Raw genomic sequence first — 19,482 nt, 5'->3', positions numbered from 1 at the left:
GCGTATAATCGTCGGCAGCGTCAGATGTGTATAAGAGACAGGCCCCACCCGGCCCAGCGTCGCCAGAACATGGGTGATCAGGTCGCCGGACCGCCACAGGCCCCACAGGGTGGACAGGATGCGGCTGGGCGGCGGCAGCAGGCGCCCGTTGCCCCAGCCCTGCGTCACCGCGACCTCCCAGCCGAGCGCCAGGGCCAGCGGGACGATCAGGCCGGCCAGCCAGTCCAGCCAGCGGCGGCGGGGCGCTGGACCGGATGCCTCCGGAAGGGAAACGGCGCCGGATTCTTGCCGGTCCAGCGCCGGTTCGATGACGGCCACGGAACCGCCCCCTTACTGGGGCAGCGCCTTGGAGAAGGACGGGTCGATCAGCGCCGCGACCGCCCCCTTCACGTCCACGTCGGCGCCCAGCACGCCGCTCTCCTGAAGGGCGAGGCCGGCCTGGAGGATGGTGTCGGCCTGCTCCGCGCCGATGGCGCTGTGGCTGAGGTCGGTGCGCTCCAACTGGCGGGCGGCCACCGGCTCCGACAGTTTCGCCGCGGTGGCGATGGTCGTCTTCAACTCCGCCGGGTTGGCGAGCGCGTGGGCGCGGGCCTTCTCATAGGCGCGCAGGACGCGGGCGACCAACTCCGGCTGCTGTGTGGCGAACTCCTCCCGCACGTTCAGCACGCCCCAGCTGTTGGCGGCGGCGTTGCGGTAGAACAGCGTGGCGCCGTTGTCGATCTCCGCCTGGGCCATCAGCGGGTCGAGCCCCGCCCAGGCGTCCACATCGCCCTTCTCCAGCGCCAGCCGGCCGTCCTGGTGCTGCAGCAGGACCAGCTTGATGTCCTTGTCGGTCAGCTTGTGCCGGGCGAGCGTGCGGACCAGGAAGATGTGCGGGTCGGTGCCGCGGGTGACGGCGACGCGCTTGCCCTTCAGGTCCTCGACCTTCGTGATGGCGCTGTTCGGGCCGGTGACCAGGGCGGTCCATTCCGGCTTGGAATAGACGTAGACCGATTTGATGGGATTGCCGTTGATCCGCGCGATCAGCGCCGCCGCCCCGGCGGTCGAGCCGAAATCCAGGCTGCCGGCGTTCAGGAACTCCAGCGCCTTGTTGGAACCGAGGCTGAGCACCCAGCGCACGGCGATCCCGTCCTTCTTCAGATCTTCCTCCAGCCAGCCCTTTTCCTTCAGCACGAGGCTGACCGGGTTGTAGTAGGCGTAGTCGAGGCGGATCTCCGTCACCCTGTCGGCGGCGCGGGCAGCGCCCGGCAGATGGCTGGACAGGGCGGCGGCGAACAGGGCGCCGAGCACGGCGCGGCGCGGGAACAGGCTCGTCACGGTCGAATTCTCCCTAGGGATTTGATGTTGTTATGAGAGGTTTGCTCAGGGTCCGACGGGCCGGTCGCCCAGCACGGTGGCGCGGTGCATCAGGCGGCTGTGCGGCAGATAGTCGTTCACCGCGTAATGCTGGGTGGAGCGGTTGTCCCACAGCACGAGGTCGTCGGCCTTCCACCGCCAGCGCACGGTGAATTCCGGGCGGCTGATGTGGTCGAACAGCAGGTCGAGGATGGCCGCGCTCTCGCGGTCGCTCAGCCCGACGATGCGCGCGGTGAAGTTCTCGTTCACGAACAGCGCCTTGGTACCGCTCACCGGATGGACGCGGACCACCGGGTGGGTCACCGGCGGGTGGCGGTCGCGGGCCGCGCGCCAGCGGGCGTGCGTCTCCGGATCGCCGTTGTGCCGCCATTCGGGGAAGGATTTGGTGAAGTCGTGCAGCGCGGTCAGCGGGTCGAGCAGGCGGCGCAGCGGTTCCGACAGGCCGTTGTAGGCGGCGATGTTGCTGGCCCACACGGTGTCGCCGCCGTTGGGCGGGATCCGCTTGCCCGCCAGCGCTACAATGGCCGGCGGCGTCTCGATGCAGGTCACGTCGGTGTGCCAGACATCGTTGTCCGTCACGTTGTGCGGCCCGGTGTCGAGCACCATGATCTCCGGCTGCTCGGGCACGTTGGGATAGACGGGGTGGACGTGCAGGCTGCCGAAGCGGGCGGCGAAGGCGCGCTGGGCCGCGGGCGTCAGGGGTTGATTCTCGAAGAACAGCACCTGATGGGTGACCAGCGCGCGCTCCAGCGCGGCGGCCTCCGCGTCGCTCAGCGGATGGGTGAGGTCCAGCCCCTCCACCCGCGCGCCGATGGCCGGGCTGACGGGGGTGATGGACAGGCTGGGCAGAGACATGTCGGGCATGGCAGTTCCCCGGATGGCAGAGATGGGAGAGGAGGAATCAGGCGTCGGGCGGCACCGGCTCCACCACCGGCAGGCGGGCCAGCGCCTTCAGCGTGTCCTCGGCGACCCCGAAATTGCGGACATAGGAGGTGGCGGCGTTGCGGTGGGGCTGGAAATCCCAGGGCGTGTGCCGCCCGGTCAGCAGCACCTTGTGGACGAACAGCCGCCGGTTCTGGCTCTCGATCACCGCCCGGCGCAGGGCCGGCGCGTTCCAGCGCCGGGCGACCGATGCGGACAGATCGGCCTCGATGGCGGCGAGATCGCGCGCGCCGGCGCGGTTGACCAGCTCCTTCGGGTCGGCCTCCAGATCGTAGAGCTGCGGCGGGTCGCCGTCGCAGGCGATGTATTTGTAGCGGCCGCGCCGCACCATGAAGGCGGGGTTCAGCGTCCCTTCCCCCAGATACTCCGCGAAGATGGTGCGGCCGGCGCCGCGCGCCGAACCGGCCAGCAGGGGCAGCAGGCTTTCGCCGTCGAACGGGTCGACCGGCAGCGGCGCCCGGCCGTCGAGCAGGTCGAGGATGGTGGGGAAAAGATCGACGTGCGACACCGGGGCCGACACCCGGCGCGCCGCCCAGCGTCCCGGAGCGTGCACCAGCAGCGGCACGCGGGACGACCATTCGAAGAAGGTCATCTTGTACCACATGCCCCGCTCGCCCAGCATCTCGCCATGGTCGCCGGTGAAGACGATGATGGTGTCTTCGGCCAGCCCGGCCCGCTCCAGCGCGGTCAGCAGACGCCCGACCAGCTCGTCCACATAGCTGATGGAGCCGTAATAGGCGTGGCGGGCGGTGCGCACCCGCTCCTCCGTCAGGTCGTAGCGGTGCAGCCCGTCCATGTAGTGGAGCCGCCGGCTGTGCGGATCGAGCCGCTCTGGCGGGATGGTCGGCACCGAGGGCAGGTCGATCGCCGCGTGGTCGTAGAGATCCCAATGCTCCGGCAGGCAGTTGAAGGGGTGGTGCGGGTGCGTGAAGGACACCGCCAGGAGGAAGGGCGCCTCGTCTGCGGTGCGGCCGTAATCGTAGATCTTCTGCACCGCCTGATGGGCGGTCTCCTCGTCGAAGTCGATCTGCAGGCTGCGGTGGCAGGGGCCGGCCTCGACCACGCTCGCCATGTGATGCGACCAGTCGTAGGCCAGCGCCCCGTTGCCCCAATCCGGCGTCCAGCCGAAATCGGCGGGATAGATGTCGGTGGTCAGCCGCTCCTCGAAGCCGTGGAGCTGGTCGGCGCCGACGAAATGCATCTTGCCCGACAGGCAGGTGCGGTAGCCGGCGGCGCGGGCGTAATGCACGAAGGTCGGCACGGAGGAGGCGAACTCCGCCGCGTTGTCGAAGGCGCCGATGGCCGAGGGCAGCCGCCCCGACAGCAGCGCGAAGCGCGACGGCGCGCAGAGCGGGTAGTTGCAGTAGGCGTTGTCGAACACCACGCCGTCCGCGGCCAGCCGCGACAGGTTCGGCGTCTTGACCACCGGATGACCGTGGAAGGGCAGGGCGGGGGCCGCCATCTGGTCGGCCATGATGAACAGGATGTTGGGGGGCCGCGACACGGCGAAAGCACTCCGGTTCGGGAAAGCGTCAGGTCTTGCCCTTCCAGGGCACCAGCCAGGATTCCAGCAGGCGCATCCCGTAGGAGAAGGCGAAGGCCCAGGCGGCGATGATGCCGATGCCGACGAACACCACGTCGGTGGCCAGGAAATGCGAGGCGGACATGATCATGAAGCCGATGCCGCGCGTCGCCGCGATCAGCTCCGCGGCGACCAGCGTGCTCCAGCCGACGCCGATGGCGATGCGCAGGCCGGTCAGGATCTCCGGCAGAGCGCTGGGCAGCACGATGGCGCGGAAGAGCTGCCAGCGCGTGGCCCCCAGCGACAGCGCGGCGTTGACGCGCTCGATGGGCAGCGACCGCACGCCGGCCTGCGCCGACAGGCAGATCGGGGCGAACATCGCCAGCGTCAGCAGGGCGATCTTCGACACCTCCCCGATGCCCAGCCAGATGATCATCAGCGGCAGATAGGCCAGCGGCGGCAGCGGCCAGTAGAACTCGATGGGCGTGTCGAGGACGCCCTTGGCCCAGCGGTTCAGCCCCATCGCCAGCCCCAGCGGGATGCCGAGCGACGCCGCGATCAGCGCCGCGGCGAGGATGCGCAGCAGGCTGGCCGACACATGCTCCCCAAGCGTGGCGCCGGCGTAGCCGTCCTCCAGGATGGCGAGGAACTGGGCGGCCACCTCCCCCGGCGCGGGCAGGAACAGCGGCGTCACCAGCCGGTAATGCGAGACCAGGAACCACAGGGCGATGAGCAGAATCCCCGTGACCGCGCTGATCGGGCCGGTCCGCACCCCGTCCAGCCCGAAGGGCCGCAGGGCGACGGTCCGGGGCCGGACGGCGGGGACCGTGAGGGGTTCGTTGGTCGTGCGGGCGGCGTCGGTCATTGCAGCGTCTCCCCGCGGTGGACCGCCGCGTGATGCGGACGGTGGACGAGATCGCGGATGCGGTTGTGCAGATCCCCGAACTCCGGGTCGGACATGATGGCGCGCACGTCCCGCTCGGCGGCGAAGCGCCGGACGAAATCCAGATCGAAGCGGGCGACGATCCGGCCGGGGCGCGGCGACATCACCACCACCGTCGTGCCGAGGAACAGCGCCTCCTCGATGGAGTGGGTGATGAAGAAGATGCGCTTGCCGGTGCGCGCCCAGACGTCGACCAGCAGCTCCTGCATCTGCTCCCGGGTCAGGCTGTCGAGCGCGCCGAACGGCTCGTCCATCAGCAGGATCTTCGGGTCGGTGGCCAGCGCGCGGGCGATGCCGACGCGCTGGCGCATGCCGCCGGACAGCTCGTGCGGGGCGGCCTTGGCGAAGCCCTCCAGCCCGACGAGGCGCAACAACTCCGCGGCACGGTCCCGCCGCTCCCGCAGGAGGAGGCCGGCGAAATCCAGGCCGAGCGCCACATTGTCCAGCACGCTCTTCCAGGGCAGCAGCGTGTCCTTCTGGAACACCACGCCGCGGTCGGCGCCGGGGCGCTCCACCGGCCGGCCGTCCAGCGTGATGCAGCCGTCCGACAAGGGAAGGAAGCCGGCGATGGCGTTCAGCAGCGTGGACTTGCCGCAGCCCGACGCGCCCAGCGCGACGACGATGCTGTTGGCGTCGATGTCCAGCGACGCGCGGTCCAGCGCGTGGATCACCCCACCGTCGCGGCCTGGAAAATACACGCTGGCGTTCTGCACCCGGAGCATGGCGCGCCTCCCGTCCAACCGCGCGTCAGGGCAGGGCCTTGACGTAATCCGCCGTGACGAAGCCGCCGTAGCTGGGCAGCACGGTGGAGACCTTCTTCTGCTCCTTCAGGAATTCGGCGGTTTCCTTCAGGATTCGGGCGGTGCCGCTGCTCTCGCCGCCGTCCAGCCAGTCCTTGGTGGCCTGCTGCTTGGCCGGGATCAGCGACAGGTTGTTCAGCGCGGCGGCTTGATCGGACGGCGTGCCGCCGAGAAGCCCGGCCAGCGTCTTTGCGTTCGCCGAGTCTGGTCCCCAGGCGGCCTTGTCGTCGCGGAAGGAGACGCTGTAACGCTCCACCACACCGGCGAAGCTCTTCAGGAAGGCCGGGTTCTCCTTGGCGAAGGCGGCGGTAGCGACCCAGGCGGTGAAGGTCGGGGCGCCGCGGTCGGCCACCTGCCGGGAGGTCAACAGAACCTTGCCGGTCTTCTTCAGCTCGGTCAGCGCCGGGTCCCAGACGAAGGCGCCGTCCAGGTCGCCGCGGTTCCAGGCCGCGACGATGTCGGGCTGCGGGATGGCGAAGACCTGGGCGTCGCGCTCGCTCAGCTTCTCCTGCTTCAGCACGGCGAGGAGCTGGTAATGGTCGGTCGAGACCGGGGCGGCGGCCAGCTTCTTGCCCTTGAGGTCGGAGGGCTTTTCGATTCCGGAGCCGTTGCGGACCACCAGCGCCTCGTCGGTGCCGGAGGCGCTGGCGAGGTGGAAGGCCTTCACGTCCAGCCCACGGCTGACCGCGGCGGCGAAGGGGCTTGAGCCGACATAACCGACCTGGACGTCGCCCGACGCGATGGCGGCGAAAATGTCGGCGCCCGAATTGAACTTGCGGAAATCGATCTCGCTGCCGGTCGCCTTGGCGAAGTCCCCGTTCGCGATGGCCACCGACGACGGCAGCGCGTCGGTCTGGTAGGCCACGACGACCTTGCCGGCGGCCTCGGCGGAGACCGGCGCCAGGGTGGCCAGCGCGAGCAGGGCGATGGAAGGCAGGAACTGCTTCATGGTGGCTTATCTCCCCCGTCTTCACCCGGCGGCGCGGTCGTCCGCCGGTGAATAAACTCTACATATTAAGAAGGGAAATAAGCAACAGCACAAGCGAGCATATGTGTATTATTTTTCCATATACAGCATTTAAAAAAATGTTAAATATGGCCGGGATGGAGAGAATCCCCGATTCCCTGCCGGGACGTCAGAACCGACGCTCAGAACGCCTTGTCCTCGCCGAAGGTGACCCGGTGGAGCAGACGGTACTCGGTGTAGTCGGTCACCGCGTAATGGACGGTGGCGCGGTTGTCCCAGATCGCCACGTCGCCGTTCCGCCAGCGCCAGCGCGCCTGGGCTTCGGGCTTCTCGAACAGCCCGAACAGGAAGGTCAGCAGCGCGTCGCTCTGCTGGCGCGACAGGCCGCGGATGCGCAGGGTGAAGTTCGGGCTGACATAGACCAGCTTGCGGCCCGTGACCGGATGGGTCTGGACGACCTTGTGCACCACCGGCAGATGCTCGGCGCGGGCCTGACGGTACAACTCCTCCCCGTTGGGCTGGGTGCGGAACCACTCGGGCCAGCCGCTGTGCTCGATGCTGTGCACCGCCTCCAGCGTTTCCAGATAGGCGCGCAAGGCCGGGTCGAGGCGGTCGTAGACGTAGGTTCCGCTGGCCCAGGCGGTGTCGCCGCCGACGGACGGCACGTCGCGCGCGTGCAGGACCGTGCCGGTGGGCGGGTTGGCGGAAAATGTAATATCGGCGTGCCATTGATCGGTGCCGTACCCCGGCTGCCCCGGCGTGAACTCGATCAGTTCGACGAGCCGGTTCGAGTCGTGGCGCTTGAAATAGGCCTTGGCCTTGTCGGGATCGCCGAAGATCCGGGCGACATCGACCTGCTGCTCCGGGCTCAGCGTCTGGCCGCGGAAGAACAGCACGCCATACTCGGCCAGCGCCCGGCGCAGGTCGGCACGGACCTCCTCGCCGGTGGTCTCCCCTAGGTCGATCCCGTCAACCACGGCGCCGATGAAGGGGTTGTAGGGCGTCAGCGTGAAGCGGCGGAAGCCGTCGGCATGAGGGGTCTTCGTCGTCATCGGATCGTCTTTCGGCCAAGGCAGCGGAGCGGAGTGCCCGCTCGAATAAGGCTACTTATCAGCTAGGCAAATCAGGCCGTGTTCGTTGATTTGGATCAATCGTCGACGCTGATTTCGCATTTTTGTAAAAAATCACAATTTGCAGTCGCCCATAACGCGAGGGTGTATTGACATTCGAGCGTGTTAAATGAAATACGAACATCCACATTCATAATAGGGAAATGGGCCGATCCGGGAACCGGCAACGCACAGCCAAGCCAGTGCCCCTGAATCCCATACCTCCGATCCCAAAAATCCCAGCATGAAGCGAGGTATCGACCATGGCCGTTTCCAGATTTGTCGCCTTGGCCGTCGCGGCCGCCATCGGCCTCGGGCTGGCCGGAACCGCCACCACCTCCGCCGCTGCCGACGATCTGCGCATCGCCGCGCAGCCCTTTCCCCTCTATGCGCCCCTGTTCGTCGCCAAGCAGAAGAAGTGGCTGGACGAGGAGTTGGCCAAGGTGGCGCCGAACGCGGCCGTCAAATGGTCGCTCTTCCCCGCCGGTCCGCCGATCAACGAATCCTTCGCCGCCGGCCAGCAGGATGTGGGCTTCGTCGGCGACACCCCGGCGTTGGTCGGCAAGGCGGCGGGGCTGGACACCAGCGCCATCGCCCTGACCTCGGACGGTCCGAAGAGCTTGGCGGTCATCGTCGGCGGCGACTCCCCCATCGCCTCGCCCAAGGAGCTGAAGGGCAGGAAGGTGGCGGTGACCAAGGGGTCCTACGCCCACCATCTGCTGGCGCTGGTGCTGGAGCAGGGCGGCCTGACGCTCAACGACGTCGAGCTGATCAACCTGCCGGTGGCGGAGATCCCGCCGGCCATCATCGCCGGCACCATCGACGCCGGAGCGGTGTGGGAGCCGATCCTGACCCGCTTCGAATCGCAGAAGGCGGTCCGCGTGCTGGCCGACGGCACCGGCATCAAGAAGGGGCTGCTGCTGATCGTCGCCGACAACGGCTTCCTCAAGAACCGGCCCGAGCAGGCGAAGGCGCTGCTGACGGCGTACAAGCGCGCCTCGGAGTTCATCACCGCCAACCCCAAGGAGGCGGCCGAGTTGATCAGCGGCGACGTCAATCTGGCGCCCGACCTGCTGGTCCAGGTTCTGCAGCGCATGAACTACGACCCGGCCATCCACGACGACGACGTGGCCGAGGTCAAGAAGACCGAACAATTCATGCGCGCCCACGGCCTGATCAAGACCGCGGTGGACGTGGACGCCTTCTTCAACCGCAAGCCGGCGGACGAGGCGGGGCTGAAATGAGCGCCGAACTGGCTTCCGATGCGCATTCCGCGCAGCGGGCCGGGCTGACGGCGGGGGCCGCGCGCTCCCGCCTGGGCGCCCTGGCCGGCGTCCTGCCGGGCGTCCTGGGGCGGGCGGCGCTGTATGTGGCGCTTCCCGTGGCGCTGCTGGCGGCGTGGCAGGCGGCGTTCGCGCTGGGCTACATCCGCCCCATCCTGCTGCCGCCGCCGACCAGGGTGGGCAAGGCCTTCGTCGATCTGGCGGCCAGCGGCGACCTGTTCCGCCACCTGAGTATCAGCCTGCTGCGCGTTCTGGAGGGGTTCGCCATCGCCGCGCTGGTCGGCCTGCCGCTGGGCATCGGGATCGGCCTGTCGCGGACGCTGGACCGGCTGACCGACCTGATCATCCAGCTGACCAAGCCGATCCCGCCCATCGCCTGGATTCCGCTGGCCATCCTGTGGTTCGGCATCGGCGAGGCGGGGAAGGTCTACATCATCTTCCTCGGCGCCATCTTTCCCGTTCTCGTCAACACCATCGACGGCATCCGCCAGACCGACCACCGCCATGTCGAGCTGGCGCGCGTGCTGGAGGTGACGCGCCGCCGCTTCATCCTCCAGGTCGTTCTGCCGGGGGCGCTGCCGAACATCATGACGGGCCTGCGCGTCGGGCTTATGGTGGCCTGGATCTGCGTGGTCGCCGCCGAACTGATCGCCGCCTCGTCGGGCCTCGGCTACCTCATCATGGACGCCCGGCAGATGAGCCAGACCGATCAGGTTCTGGTGGGCATGATCACCATCGGGGCCATGGGCAAGCTGCTCGACGTCGTGCTGCGCGCCGCCGAACGCCGCCTGATCACCTGGAAATCCACCTTCTCGGGGAGCTGACCGCCATGGTTGCCACCGCTGCCCGCAAGACGGGCGCCGATCGGGCCGCCGACCGCGCCGCCAGCCTGCGCATCGGCCCGCTGTCCAAAACCTTCACGCTGAAGACCGGCCCGCTCAGGACCGAAGCGGTCCAGGCGCTCAGCGACATCCGGCTCGACGTTCCGGGCGGGAGCTTCGTCAGCATCGTCGGCAGTTCCGGCTGCGGCAAGAGCACGCTTCTGCGCATCATCGCCGGTCTGGAGACCAGCTATGACGGGTCCGTCACGATCGACGGGCGGCCCATCGGCGGTCCCGGCCTCGACCGTGGGGTGATCTTCCAGGAGCACCGCCTGCTGCCCTGGCTGACGGTCGAGCAGAACATCGCCTTCGGGCTGAAGAACCTGCCCAAGGAGGAGGTCGCCCGGCGGGTGCGGGAGCGTCTGGAGCTGGTCGGGCTGGAGGGCTTCGCCAAGGCCCACCCGCACCAACTCTCGGGCGGCATGGCCCAGCGCGTGGCGATCGCCCGTGCGCTCGTCAACCAGCCGCGGGTGCTGCTGCTGGACGAGCCGTTCGGCGCGCTGGACGCCCTGACCCGGATCCAGATGCAGCAGGAAATCCTGCGCATCTGGGAAGCGCAGCGCACGACCATGATCCTCGTCACCCACGACATCGACGAGGCCGTCTTCCTCGGCGACGAGGTGGTGGTCATGTCGTCGCGCCCCGGCACCGTCCGCAAGAGGCTGCCGGTCCGACTGCCGCGCCCGCGCGACCGGTCGAGCCCCGACTTCATCGCTTTGCGCAAGGAAATCCACCGCGAGTTCTTCACCGCGGCGGAGCTTCCGTTCGCCTATGAAATTTGAGGGAACCATCATGAGCTTCTATCGCGACTTCCACGACAAGACGGCCATCGCCGACTGGAGCCGCCGCGAGCGCCCAAGCTACGGCAGCATCGCGGTGCGCCCGCTGTCGCTCATCCTGGGGGCCGAGGTCGAGGGCGTGGACCTGTCCAGGCCGCTGAGCGACGCGCAGTTGGCCGACATCCGCAAGGCCATCGCCGACCATCTGGTGCTGGTGTTCCGCGACCAGAAGATCACCGCGGAGGACCACAAGCGCTTCGCCCGCCACTTCGGCACGCTGCACCGCCATGTGCTGGGGGGCGCGCGGCAATTGTCGTCGAACGACCACGATCCGGAGATCCTGGCCTGGCGCACCGGACCCGAAGCCCGCTACACCGCCGGCGACGCGTGGCATTCCGACGTGACCTGCGATCCCGAACCCATCTGGGGCTCCTTCCTGCGCGTCACCAAACAGCCGGAGATCGGCGGCGACACCGCCTTCGCCAACATGTATCTGGCCTACGAATCGCTGTCTGAGAAGGTCAAGGCGCTGCTCGACGGCCTGACCGCCGTCCATGACGGGGGCAAGGCCTGGACGGCGGGCTACGGCGCCACGCCGCAGCCGGGCCAGACCTTTCCGTCCACCGAGCACCCGGTGGTGGCGCGCCATCATCTGACCGGGCGCAAGTACCTGTTCGTCAACGAGGCCTTCACCAGCCACATCGTCCAGCTCACCCGCACCGAGAGCGACGCCATCCTGGGCCTGCTGTTCCGCCACATCGAAAAGAACCTGGCCTTCCAGACGCGCATCCACTGGCGCCCCAACTCCCTGGTCTTCTGGGACAATTGGGCCACCCAGCACCATGCCGTCTGGGACTACTACCCGCATGAGCGGTGGGGCGAGCGCGCCTCGGCCTTCATCGGCTCGGCACCGCAGCCCTGACGCCAGGCGCGCGCCCGTACCGCCCGCCGGTCATTCCGCGAACACGCGCTCGCGGTTCCGGCGGACGGCGGGGAGGATGATGGCGGCCAGCAGCACGCCGGTCAGGACCAGCAGCGCGAGGCTGATCGGCTCGCGCAGGAAGACGGTCGGATCGCCGCGCGACAGGATCATGGCGCGCCGCAGATTCTCCTCCATCATCGGTCCCAGCACGAATCCCAGGAGCAGCGGAGCCGGCTCGAAGCGCAGGGCCTGCAGGACCCAGCCGAGAAGCCCGAAGACGGCCGTCGTCACGAGGTCGAACGCGCTGTTCGACACGCCGTAGACGCCGATGCAGCTGACCAGCACGATGGTCGGGTAGAGGAAGCGGTAGGGCACGCGCAGCAGCCGCACCCACAGCCCGACCAGTGGCAGGTTCAGCACGATCAGCATGGCGTTGCCGATCCACATGCTGGCGACCACGCCCCAGAACAGGTCCGGCTCGGCCTGCATGATGCGGGGGCCGGGGGTGATGCCGTGCAGCATCAGCGCGCCGATCATCAGCGCCATGACCGCGTTGGACGGCAGCCCGAGGGTGAGCAAGGGAATGAAGGAGGTCTGCGCCGCCGCGTTGTTGGCCGATTCCGGACCCGCCACCCCTTCGATGGCGCCGCGCCCGAAGCGCGAGGGGTCGCGCGCCAGCTTCTTTTCCACGGTGTAGGAGGCGAAGGCGGCCAGCACCGCGCCACCGCCGGGCAGCAGCCCCAGCGCCGACCCGATCACCGATCCCCGCGCGATGGCGCCGGAGGAGGAGCACAGGTCCTGCCGGCTCGGCATCAGGGAGCCGTGCGGGATGACCCGTCCGCCGTCGCGCTCCTGCCCGATCAGGATGCGGATGATCTCGCCGATGCCGAAGACGCCCAGCGCCACCGGGACGAAACCGATGCCGTCCGCCAGGGCCTGGATGCCGAAGGTCAGGCGCTGCTCCCCGCTGTTGACGTCGGTTCCGACGAGGCCGAACAGCAGCCCGAGGACGATCATCGCCAGCGCCTTGACGAAGGACCCCTGCGCCAGGACGATGGCGCCGACCAGCCCGAGGACCATCAGCGAGAAATAGTCGGCCGGACCGAAGCGGATGGCGACGCCGGCCAGGACCGGCGCGAAGAAGGCGACGATCCCGGTCGACAGCGTGCCCGCGACGAAGGAGCCGATGGCGGCCACCGCCAGGGCCGGACCGCCGCGCCCCTGGCGCGCCATGGCGTGCCCGTCGATGCAGGTCACCACCGACGAGGTCTCGCCCGGCATGTTGAGCAGGATCGACGTGGTCGACCCGCCATACTGGGCGCCGTAATAGATGCCGGCCAGCATGATGAGCGCGCCGGTCGGCTCCAGCGAGAAGGTGAAGGGCAGCAGGAGCGCAATGGTCAGCAGCGGTCCCACCCCGGGCAGGACGCCGACGAAAGTGCCGAGCAGCGCCCCGGCGAAGCAATACAGCAGGTTGGCGGGAGAGGCCGCGATCGACAGCCCGTGCGCGATCCCCCCGAGCGAATCCATCATGACGCCGGTCGATCCTCTTTCTTACAGTGTCGGCCAGATCTTCAGCGGCATGCCGAGAACCCCGACGAACAGGGCCGGCACGGCGACGGCGAGAACCGCCGCCAGCGCGGCGATCTCCCGCTTGCGCGTTCGGCGGCTGGCCAGCGCCGAGCCGATCACCGCGACGGCGCTGGCCGGAACCACGCCCAGCCCGTCCACAAGCCCGCCGAACAGCAGGATGGCCCCCAGGATCAGCCCGGCGGGCCGCAACGCGGCGCGCAGGTCGATCCCCGCGCCGTTGCTCCGCTCCCACAGGCCCCGGACCGCGATGACGCCGCCCAGCAGGACGAGGATCAGCGCCACCAGGGCGGGCATCGCCCCTGGCCCGAGTTGGCGCGCCGTGCCCAGAGGGTAGCTGGCGACGATGAAGGCGCCGGCCGCCGCGCCCAGGGCGGCCAGCGCGAGGCCGGCCGCCAGTCCCTCAATTCTGCGGATGTTCGATGCCATGCGACCGCTCCGTGGAAGGCCGGCGCCCGAGCGCCTCGTCGAACAGGGTCACCGCGTCGGACAGGGTCGCGGGCGGCACCCCGCCCAGCCGCTCCTTGAGGCCGAGGCCGGCAAGCTGAGAGAGGCGGGCCGCCACCGCACGGCTCATCGCCGGCTCCAGCCCGACCGCGGCGACGGTGTCCGCCGACTGCGCGGCCTCCAGCGCGCGGCGCCCGGAATGGACCGTGTCGGAGCGTACCAGGAAATCGACGAACTCCAGCGCGGGACGCCGGTCGAAGATTTCCAGGAAGCTGTCCAGCACCTCCGCTTCCACACCGTGGCGCCGCGCGGCGGTCAGCGCCTCGACCAGCAGGGTTTCCAAGCCTTTGGTGAGGATGCTGCGCAGGATCTTCACCGCCGCCGCCCGGCCCGGCTCCGGCCCGACGACGCGGATGCCGGTCCCGAAGGGGGCCAGCCTCGCGGCAAGCTCCTCCGCCCTCCGGCCCGCCGCCAGAAGCGGCACGCGGTGCAGGTCGGACGCCGGCGCGCCCATGATCGCCACGTCCACGAAGCGTCCGGGAACGGCGTCCAGCCGACCGCCGACCGCGGCCTTCACCTCCGGCGACAGTGAATTCACGTCGGCGTAGATCGCGTCCGCCGCGACGTGCGGAGCTACCGTGGCGGCGGCGTTGTCCGCCGCGTCCTGCGTCACGCTGGAGATGAGGATCTCCCGGTCGGCGAGCGCCGCCGGATCGAAGGCGAGGGCGAGCCCCACTTCGTCCGCCCGCCGCAGGGCGAGGCGGCGCTCGGTCGGGCCGGGCGGTGCGTCGTAGGCGACGATGTCGCCCGCCCCGGCGGCGATCAGGCCGCGCGCGACGCTCGACCCCACCTCGCCGAAGCCGATGATCCCGATGCGGGGGATGCCGATGGGGGGAATGGAGGTGCTGGGGTTGGTCATGCCGCTCACCATTTGCTGGGGTGCAGGATCGCCGCGGCCTCGCGCGCCGATCCGCCGGAGGACAGGGCGCCGAGCAGCGCGCTTTCCCGGCCGGCCGCCGCCTCCGCCCGTTCGATGACCTCCAGGATCAGCGCGGCGGGCACGAAGATCAGCCCGTCGTCGTCGCCCAGCGCCAGATCGCCGGGATGGACCTGGACGCCGGCGATGGTGACCGGTCCGTTGAACTCCGCCAGCTCCAGGCGGTGCTTGCCGGTGCGCGGCGTGACGCCCGCCGACCAGACGGCGAGGCCGCCGGCCTTGATGCTGGCGCTGTCGCGCACCGCCCCGTCGACGACGATGCCGGCCAGACCGGCGGCGATCGACGCCGTGGCCAGGATGCCGCCGAAGCTCGACGCCTCGGCCACCCCGCCGGCGTCGATGACGAAGACGTCGCCGCGCCGGGTCAGGGTGATCTGGTCGATGCCGCCGCCCTTCGGCCGGTGGCCGGAGGCGATGGCGAAGCCCGGCGCCTGCGCCGCCGGAATCTGCCGCGCGGTGACGGCGGGGCCCGCCACGCGCCGCCCGCCCTCCAGCGGCGGCAGGCGCCGCCGGGGGACCGCGCTGTCGTAGCCCAGCCCGTCGAGGATGTCGGCGACCTGGGAGGTCAGGTCGGGCAAGGCGAGATAGCGCTCGATGACCGCGGGATCGGGCCGGTCGATGGCGACGCGGCGGACGATGGCGGGGTCGAGCAGGCCGAGCAGCCGGTCGGAATAGGCGGCCAGCTCCTCGGCGATTTTCGGATCGGTCATCGCTCCCCTCAGCTCGGCTTGATGCCGGCGGTCTGGATCACCTGCTTCCACTGCGCGTAGCCGGTGGCGATCTCCGCGTCGAAGGCAGCAGGCCCCTCGTTGACCAGGGCCATCCCCGCCTTTTCGGTGATGGCGACGTAGTCCTTGTCCTTGGCGAAGCCCACGATGTCGGCGTGCAGCCGGTCCACGACCGCCGTCGGCGTCGCCGCCGGTGCCAGCAGGCCGAGCCAGGAGCGGGCGGCGAAGTCCTTCAACCCGGCTTCGCCGAAGGTCGGGATCTCCGGCGCGAAGGGGCTGCGCTCCGGCAGCGCCACGGCCAGGGGCCGGATCTGGCCGGAACGGAAGTAGGGCAGGGCCGTGGACAGCACCAGGAATCCGGCCTGGATGCGCTTGCCCAGCAGTTCCGAGATGATTTCGCCTTGGCCCTTCAGCGGCACATGGACGATGTCGATCCCGGTGAGCTGCTGGAGGAAGGCGGTGCTGAGATGCTGGCCCGACCCGATGCCCGCCGTGCCGTAATTGTATTTGCCGGGGTTGGCCTTGATGTGGGCGAGGACCTCGGCGGCGTCCTTGCCGGGCAGCTCCGGATCGACGGCGAGCACGCTGGCCTGATCGGCGACCAGGACCACCGATTTGAAGTCCTTGAAGATGTCGTAGCGCACCGCCGTGGACAGCGCCGGCACCGTCACATGGTTCGACGAGGCGAACAGGAAGGTGTGGCCGTCGCTGGACTTGGCGACGTAGTCGGTGCCGACCGCCGCACCGGCGCCGGGCCGGTTCTCGACCACGAAGGGCTGCGGATAAAGCTTCGACAGCCGGTCGGCCAGCGCGCGGGCCAGCAGATCGGTGCCGCCGCCGGGCGGAAAGGGAACGACCAGCCGCACCGGCTGCGTCGGCCAGGAGGCGGGCGCCGCGGCCTGCGCCGCCGGGGCGGCAACCCCGGCCAGGGTGGTCGCGGCGGCGGCGGTCAGGGCGGCGGTCAGGAAGGAGCGCCGGTCGAGCGCGGAGAGCGGAGGGCGGGGCATGACGGTCCTTCGTCTTTCGTCAGCGGTTGGCGTCGAAGGGCTCGGGATTGGGATGGACGCCCAGCGCGCTGTTCACCCGGTTGGAAAAGTTGAAGTAGGCGGCGATGGCGGCGGCCTCCAAAATCTCCCGCTCCGACAGGCCCACCGCGCGCAGCCCGTCGAGGTCCGCCGGTTCGATGGTCCAGGGACGCTCGGTGATCAGTACCGCGTAGTCGACGATGGCCCGCTCACGCGGCGTCAGGTCGGCGCGGCGGTAGTTCACCTCGACCAGCCCGACGAAGCGGGGGTTGCCGGTGATCTCGCGCAGCTTGGCGGCGTGCCCCCAGACGCAGGGCTCGCAACGGTTCTGCACGCTGACGGCGAGCGCGATCAGCTCGCGCTCGCGGCCCGTCAGCCCGTCCGTGAAATCGACGGTTACCGACCGGCTGAGCGCTTCCTGCGCCAGGACCAGCGCCGGGATGTGCGCCAGCACCGATTGGGTGTTGCGGATGTAGCCGCGGACGGACACCGAATGCTCGAACAGGGCGTCGGTGCGGTCATCCTGCGGCGCCGCCGGCAGGCGCAGCCAGGACACGCTTTCGGCGGCGGGGGCGGCAGCCGTCGTCTTCTTTACGGGCATCGTTCTGCTCCTCCCGTTCACGCTTGCAGGCTCTGGCCGGTCTGGGCCAGGAGCGCGTCGTAATTGCCGATGTCCCAGGTGGTCTTGCCGGACTGGAGGTCGGCGCGCAGGCGCTCCTCCTTCTCCAGCCGGGCGCGGGACGCCGCCAGGACGGCCTCGACCTCGTCCAGCGGAACGACGACGAGGCCGTCGTCGTCGCCGACGATCAGGTCGCCCGGATGGACCGTGACGCCGCCCAGCACGATGGGCTGGGCGATCGGCCCCAGCGTCGCCTTTACCGTCCCCTTGATCGAGATGGCGCGGGAGAAGATCGGGAAGCCGATGTCGCGGATCGCCGCGGCGTCGCGGACGCCGCCGTTGGTCACCAGACCGGCGAGGCCCAGCGACTGGGCGGAGGTCGCCATCACGTCGCCGAACGAGCCCTGCTCGGGGTAGTCGCCGGCGTCCACCACGAGCACGTCGCCCGGACGGGCCAGCTTCATCGCGGCGTGGATGGTCAGGTTGTCGCCCGGCTGTGTCTTCAGCGGAAAGGCGGCCCCGACGATGCGCAGGCCAGGCCAGATCGGCTTGATCGCCGAATCGACGGCGCCGCGGCGGCCCAGCGCCTCATGGACGGTGGCGGCGCCGATCGTCGCGAAGGCCGCGATCTGCTCAGGCGTGGGGCGGGGGAAATCGGTGCGGATGCTGGTCATGTCGGAATGGCTCCCAAGCCCGCGTCACGCGGTCGCGGCGGTTTTGAAGGTGGAGGGGGGACCGCGGCGGGGGAACTCGTCGCGGTGATCGCGCAGCCCCTTGCCCGACAGCGGTTGATAGGGGTGCCGGCGCAGCACCTCGACATCGAGATCGACGCCGAGGCCCGGCGTGTCGGGGATGTCGACGTAGCCGTCGGCGATGGTCAGCCCTTGCAGGGCAAGCTCCCGCGTCGGCTCGACGAGGTTCACGAACAGCTCGGCGATGGTAAAGTTGGTGACCAGCGCCGACAGGTGGACCGTCGCGGCCAAGCCGACGATGGGGCTGTTGAAATTGTGCGGGCTGACCGCGATGGAGTGCGGCTGCGCCAGCGCGGCGATGTCGAGCATGGCGAGGATGCCGCCGACCGCGCTGATGTCCGGGTTGATGATGTCGGCGGCGCGCTTCTCGAACAGCGGCAGATACTGCTCCTTGGTGTAGAGCGCCTCGCCCGACACGATGGGGACGTTGGTCGTGCGCCGCACCTCCGCCGTCAGGTCGAGGTTTTCCGGCGGGCAGGGCTCCTCGTACCAGGCGATGTCGAATTCCCGCAGGCGCTCGATCAGGCGGATCGCGTTGTTCGGCGACAGGCGGCGGTGGCCGTCGATGAGCAGCTCCACGTTCGGGCCGACCGCCTCGCGCACCGCGCGGACGTTCTCCACAGCGTGGTCGAGGTCCTTTGGATCGACGTAGTTGCGCCACGGGCCGGGGATCGGGTCCCATTTCAGCGCGTCGTAGCCCTGCGCCACCACCGCCGCGGCGCGGTTGGCGGTGTCGTCGATGGAGGACGCGCCGAACCACCAGCCGTTGGCGTAGACCCGGATCTTCTCGCGGACGGCGCCACCCAGCAGCTTATGCACCGGCAGGCCGGCGCGCTTGCCGACGATGTCCCACGACGCGATCTCGACCGCGCTCAGCGCGCACAGGAAATCGACGGAGGTCCGGCGGATCGAGAAATCGTCGAGCAGCGTCTGGGCGAGCTGGCGGATGTTCCAGATCTCGCGCCCGATCAGATGCGGCGCGATGGCGTCCACATAGGCGGCGACGACCTTTTCCTTGCCCGCGGTGACGTAGCCCTCGCCCCAGCCGTAGATTCCGCTCTCCGTTTCGATGCGAACGAAAAGAAGATTCTTGGCGCGGCCGGGATTGAAGAAAAAGCTCTCAACCCTCGCGATCTTCATGAGAACTCCCAGGATACGAAGCGCCGCCGTCGAAGGAGCGGCCGCGCGCAGTCAATGAGATGACTTCGACCGGAAGCGGGTGCCGCCGGACTTTTTCAGAAAAACGGTGGTTTTTCTCCGGGCGAGGAAACAACAAGCCCGCCCTGCATCCGAAGGAGACTATTGCCTATAGACATAGTAGGAATCAAGAGGTAAATTACAAATCAAGAGACGATCGGTTCATCCGATTTTCCAATCATGAAAATGTGCAAAAGCACCCCAGAGCTGCAACCATGACGTTATTCGCTTTCACCGTGCGGCGGACGCTCGCGACCGCGCCGATGGTCATCGTCATGATCGTCGTGAACTTCCTGCTGCTGAAGGCGGTCCCCGGCGATCTGGTCGATGTGATGGCCGGGGAGAGCGGGATCGCCACGGCGGAACAGATGGCCGATCTGCGCGCGCGGTTCGGGCTCGACCGCTCGGCCCTCGACCAGTTCCAGGCCTATCTGTCCCAGCTCCTGCGGTTCGATCTGGGCTTCTCCTTCCGCTACAACCGGCCCATCGCGGACCTCGTGCTGGAGCGGTTGCCGGCGACGGCGCTGCTCGTCACCGTGGCGGTTCTGGCGGCGGTGGCCGTCGGCGTGGCGGCGGGGGTCCCTGTCTCTTATACACATCTGACGCTGCCGACGATTATACGC

General features: G+C 69.1%; 19 protein-coding genes and 2 pseudogenes. 5 read left to right on the top strand and 16 right to left on the bottom strand.

Translation table 11 applies throughout. The features are described 5' to 3' along the window. The 8 genes and pseudogenes from Q4I23_RS18240 to Q4I23_RS18205 all read right to left on the bottom strand — a co-directional run. Positions 1–318, bottom strand: a pseudogene (locus Q4I23_RS18240) (hypothetical protein); the annotation flags it as partial. Positions 319–330: 12 nt separating this feature from the next. Continuing rightward, positions 331–1,317, bottom strand: a complete 987-nt coding sequence (locus tag Q4I23_RS18235) for an aliphatic sulfonate ABC transporter substrate-binding protein (protein ID WP_498527119.1) — start codon at positions 1,315–1,317, stop codon at positions 331–333. Positions 1,318–1,362: 45 nt separating this feature from the next. Next, positions 1,363–2,220: a taurine dioxygenase gene (tauD, locus tag Q4I23_RS18230; protein ID WP_498527118.1), complete on the bottom strand. Its 858-nt coding sequence runs from the start codon at positions 2,218–2,220 to the stop codon at positions 1,363–1,365. Positions 2,221–2,257: 37 nt separating this feature from the next. Beyond that, positions 2,258–3,802, bottom strand: coding sequence for a choline-sulfatase (gene betC, locus Q4I23_RS18225; RefSeq protein ID WP_498527117.1), 1,545 nt, complete (start codon positions 3,800–3,802; stop codon positions 2,258–2,260). Between the two features lie 28 nt (positions 3,803–3,830). Then, positions 3,831–4,685 carry an ABC transporter permease subunit gene (locus Q4I23_RS18220; RefSeq protein ID WP_498527116.1) on the bottom strand — a complete coding sequence of 285 codons (855 nt, stop codon included), beginning with the start codon at positions 4,683–4,685 and terminating at the stop codon, positions 3,831–3,833. Further along, on the bottom strand, positions 4,682–5,485 hold the full coding sequence (locus tag Q4I23_RS18215; RefSeq protein WP_498527115.1) for a taurine ABC transporter ATP-binding protein: 804 nt from the start codon (positions 5,483–5,485) through the stop codon (positions 4,682–4,684). The genes Q4I23_RS18220 and Q4I23_RS18215 overlap by 4 nt, the downstream gene beginning before the upstream one ends. A 25-nt stretch (positions 5,486–5,510) precedes the next feature. Continuing rightward, positions 5,511–6,512, bottom strand: a complete 1,002-nt coding sequence (tauA, locus tag Q4I23_RS18210; protein WP_498527114.1) for a taurine ABC transporter substrate-binding protein — start codon at positions 6,510–6,512, stop codon at positions 5,511–5,513. Between the two features lie 200 nt (positions 6,513–6,712). Next, positions 6,713–7,582 carry a TauD/TfdA dioxygenase family protein gene (locus Q4I23_RS18205; RefSeq protein ID WP_454019613.1) on the bottom strand — a complete coding sequence of 290 codons (870 nt, stop codon included), beginning with the start codon at positions 7,580–7,582 and terminating at the stop codon, positions 6,713–6,715. Positions 7,583–7,902: 320 nt separating this feature from the next. Here Q4I23_RS18205 and Q4I23_RS18200 point away from each other — a divergent pair, with 320 nt between their 5' ends. Genes Q4I23_RS18200 through Q4I23_RS18185 form a run of 4 tightly spaced genes read left to right on the top strand, consistent with a single transcriptional unit; the run spans position 7,903 to position 11,504 of the window. Then, positions 7,903–8,883, top strand: coding sequence for an aliphatic sulfonate ABC transporter substrate-binding protein (locus Q4I23_RS18200; protein ID WP_498527113.1), 981 nt, complete (start codon positions 7,903–7,905; stop codon positions 8,881–8,883). After that, a complete protein-coding gene (locus Q4I23_RS18195; protein WP_498527112.1) occupies positions 8,880–9,746 on the top strand; it encodes an ABC transporter permease in 867 nt (288 codons plus the stop codon). The genes Q4I23_RS18200 and Q4I23_RS18195 overlap by 4 nt, the downstream gene beginning before the upstream one ends. A gap of 5 nt (positions 9,747–9,751) precedes the next feature. Next, a complete protein-coding gene (locus Q4I23_RS18190) occupies positions 9,752–10,585 on the top strand; it encodes an ABC transporter ATP-binding protein (RefSeq protein ID WP_498527111.1) in 834 nt (277 codons plus the stop codon). Positions 10,586–10,595: 10 nt separating this feature from the next. Beyond that, a complete protein-coding gene (locus tag Q4I23_RS18185) occupies positions 10,596–11,504 on the top strand; it encodes a TauD/TfdA dioxygenase family protein (protein WP_498527110.1) in 909 nt (302 codons plus the stop codon). Positions 11,505–11,534: 30 nt separating this feature from the next. Here the strand turns inward: Q4I23_RS18185 and Q4I23_RS18180 are convergent, their stop codons facing one another. Genes Q4I23_RS18180 through Q4I23_RS18145 form a run of 8 tightly spaced genes read right to left on the bottom strand, consistent with a single transcriptional unit; the run spans position 11,535 to position 18,802 of the window. Beyond that, on the bottom strand, positions 11,535–13,037 hold the full coding sequence (locus tag Q4I23_RS18180) for a tripartite tricarboxylate transporter permease (RefSeq protein WP_498527109.1): 1,503 nt from the start codon (positions 13,035–13,037) through the stop codon (positions 11,535–11,537). A 21-nt stretch (positions 13,038–13,058) separates the two neighbouring features. Next, a complete protein-coding gene (locus tag Q4I23_RS18175) occupies positions 13,059–13,523 on the bottom strand; it encodes a tripartite tricarboxylate transporter TctB family protein (protein ID WP_498527108.1) in 465 nt (154 codons plus the stop codon). Next, positions 13,498–14,460, bottom strand: a complete 963-nt coding sequence (locus tag Q4I23_RS18170) for an NAD(P)-dependent oxidoreductase (protein ID WP_498527107.1) — start codon at positions 14,458–14,460, stop codon at positions 13,498–13,500. The genes Q4I23_RS18175 and Q4I23_RS18170 overlap by 26 nt, the downstream gene beginning before the upstream one ends. 5 nt (positions 14,461–14,465) lie before the next feature. Further along, the gene (locus Q4I23_RS18165; protein ID WP_498527106.1) at positions 14,466–15,248 is read right to left on the bottom strand and encodes an RraA family protein; all 783 of its coding nucleotides are present in this window, start codon (positions 15,246–15,248) and stop codon (positions 14,466–14,468) included. An 8-nt stretch (positions 15,249–15,256) separates the two neighbouring features. After that, positions 15,257–16,273, bottom strand: a complete 1,017-nt coding sequence (locus Q4I23_RS18160; RefSeq protein WP_498527105.1) for a Bug family tripartite tricarboxylate transporter substrate binding protein — start codon at positions 16,271–16,273, stop codon at positions 15,257–15,259. 19 nt (positions 16,274–16,292) lie between these two features. Continuing rightward, the gene (locus Q4I23_RS18155) at positions 16,293–16,892 is read right to left on the bottom strand and encodes a peroxidase-related enzyme (protein WP_498527104.1); all 600 of its coding nucleotides are present in this window, start codon (positions 16,890–16,892) and stop codon (positions 16,293–16,295) included. Between the two features lie 17 nt (positions 16,893–16,909). After that, complete coding sequence (locus Q4I23_RS18150) at positions 16,910–17,584, bottom strand: 4-carboxy-4-hydroxy-2-oxoadipate aldolase/oxaloacetate decarboxylase (RefSeq protein WP_498527103.1); 675 nt, start codon at positions 17,582–17,584, stop codon at positions 16,910–16,912. Between the two features lie 24 nt (positions 17,585–17,608). After that, on the bottom strand, positions 17,609–18,802 hold the full coding sequence (locus Q4I23_RS18145) for a mandelate racemase/muconate lactonizing enzyme family protein (RefSeq protein ID WP_498527102.1): 1,194 nt from the start codon (positions 18,800–18,802) through the stop codon (positions 17,609–17,611). Positions 18,803–19,074: 272 nt separating this feature from the next. On the opposite strand from Q4I23_RS18145, the pseudogene Q4I23_RS18140 reads away from it, so the two are divergent. Continuing rightward, positions 19,075–19,482 (top strand): annotated as a pseudogene (locus tag Q4I23_RS18140) (hypothetical protein); the annotation flags it as partial.

It is taken from the genome of Azospirillum sp. UFLA03-27, from assembly GCF_059803775.1.
This window is presented reverse-complemented; position numbering and strand designations above follow the sequence as displayed.

Excerpts from the sequence above, each read along its gene's own strand:
- tauD (WP_498527118.1), bottom strand. The coding sequence starts at position 2,220 with ATGCCCGACATGTCTCTGCCCAGCCTGTCCATCACCCCCGTCAGCCCG.
- Q4I23_RS18220 (WP_498527116.1), bottom strand. The coding sequence starts at position 4,685 with ATGACCGACGCCGCCCGCACGACCAACGAACCCCTCACGGTCCCCGCC.
- Q4I23_RS18215 (WP_498527115.1), bottom strand. The coding sequence starts at position 5,485 with ATGCTCCGGGTGCAGAACGCCAGCGTGTATTTTCCAGGCCGCGACGGT.
- tauA (WP_498527114.1), bottom strand. The coding sequence starts at position 6,512 with ATGAAGCAGTTCCTGCCTTCCATCGCCCTGCTCGCGCTGGCCACCCTG.
- Q4I23_RS18205 (WP_454019613.1), bottom strand. The coding sequence starts at position 7,582 with ATGACGACGAAGACCCCTCATGCCGACGGCTTCCGCCGCTTCACGCTG.
- Q4I23_RS18200 (WP_498527113.1), top strand. The coding sequence starts at position 7,903 with ATGGCCGTTTCCAGATTTGTCGCCTTGGCCGTCGCGGCCGCCATCGGC.
- Q4I23_RS18195 (WP_498527112.1), top strand. The coding sequence starts at position 8,880 with ATGAGCGCCGAACTGGCTTCCGATGCGCATTCCGCGCAGCGGGCCGGG.
- Q4I23_RS18190 (WP_498527111.1), top strand. The coding sequence starts at position 9,752 with ATGGTTGCCACCGCTGCCCGCAAGACGGGCGCCGATCGGGCCGCCGAC.
- Q4I23_RS18185 (WP_498527110.1), top strand. The coding sequence starts at position 10,596 with ATGAGCTTCTATCGCGACTTCCACGACAAGACGGCCATCGCCGACTGG.
- Q4I23_RS18180 (WP_498527109.1), bottom strand. The coding sequence starts at position 13,037 with ATGATGGATTCGCTCGGGGGGATCGCGCACGGGCTGTCGATCGCGGCC.
- Q4I23_RS18175 (WP_498527108.1), bottom strand. The coding sequence starts at position 13,523 with ATGGCATCGAACATCCGCAGAATTGAGGGACTGGCGGCCGGCCTCGCG.
- Q4I23_RS18170 (WP_498527107.1), bottom strand. The coding sequence starts at position 14,460 with ATGACCAACCCCAGCACCTCCATTCCCCCCATCGGCATCCCCCGCATC.
- Q4I23_RS18165 (WP_498527106.1), bottom strand. The coding sequence starts at position 15,248 with ATGACCGATCCGAAAATCGCCGAGGAGCTGGCCGCCTATTCCGACCGG.
- Q4I23_RS18160 (WP_498527105.1), bottom strand. The coding sequence starts at position 16,273 with ATGCCCCGCCCTCCGCTCTCCGCGCTCGACCGGCGCTCCTTCCTGACC.
- Q4I23_RS18155 (WP_498527104.1), bottom strand. The coding sequence starts at position 16,892 with ATGCCCGTAAAGAAGACGACGGCTGCCGCCCCCGCCGCCGAAAGCGTG.
- Q4I23_RS18150 (WP_498527103.1), bottom strand. The coding sequence starts at position 17,584 with ATGACCAGCATCCGCACCGATTTCCCCCGCCCCACGCCTGAGCAGATC.
- Q4I23_RS18145 (WP_498527102.1), bottom strand. The coding sequence starts at position 18,802 with ATGAAGATCGCGAGGGTTGAGAGCTTTTTCTTCAATCCCGGCCGCGCC.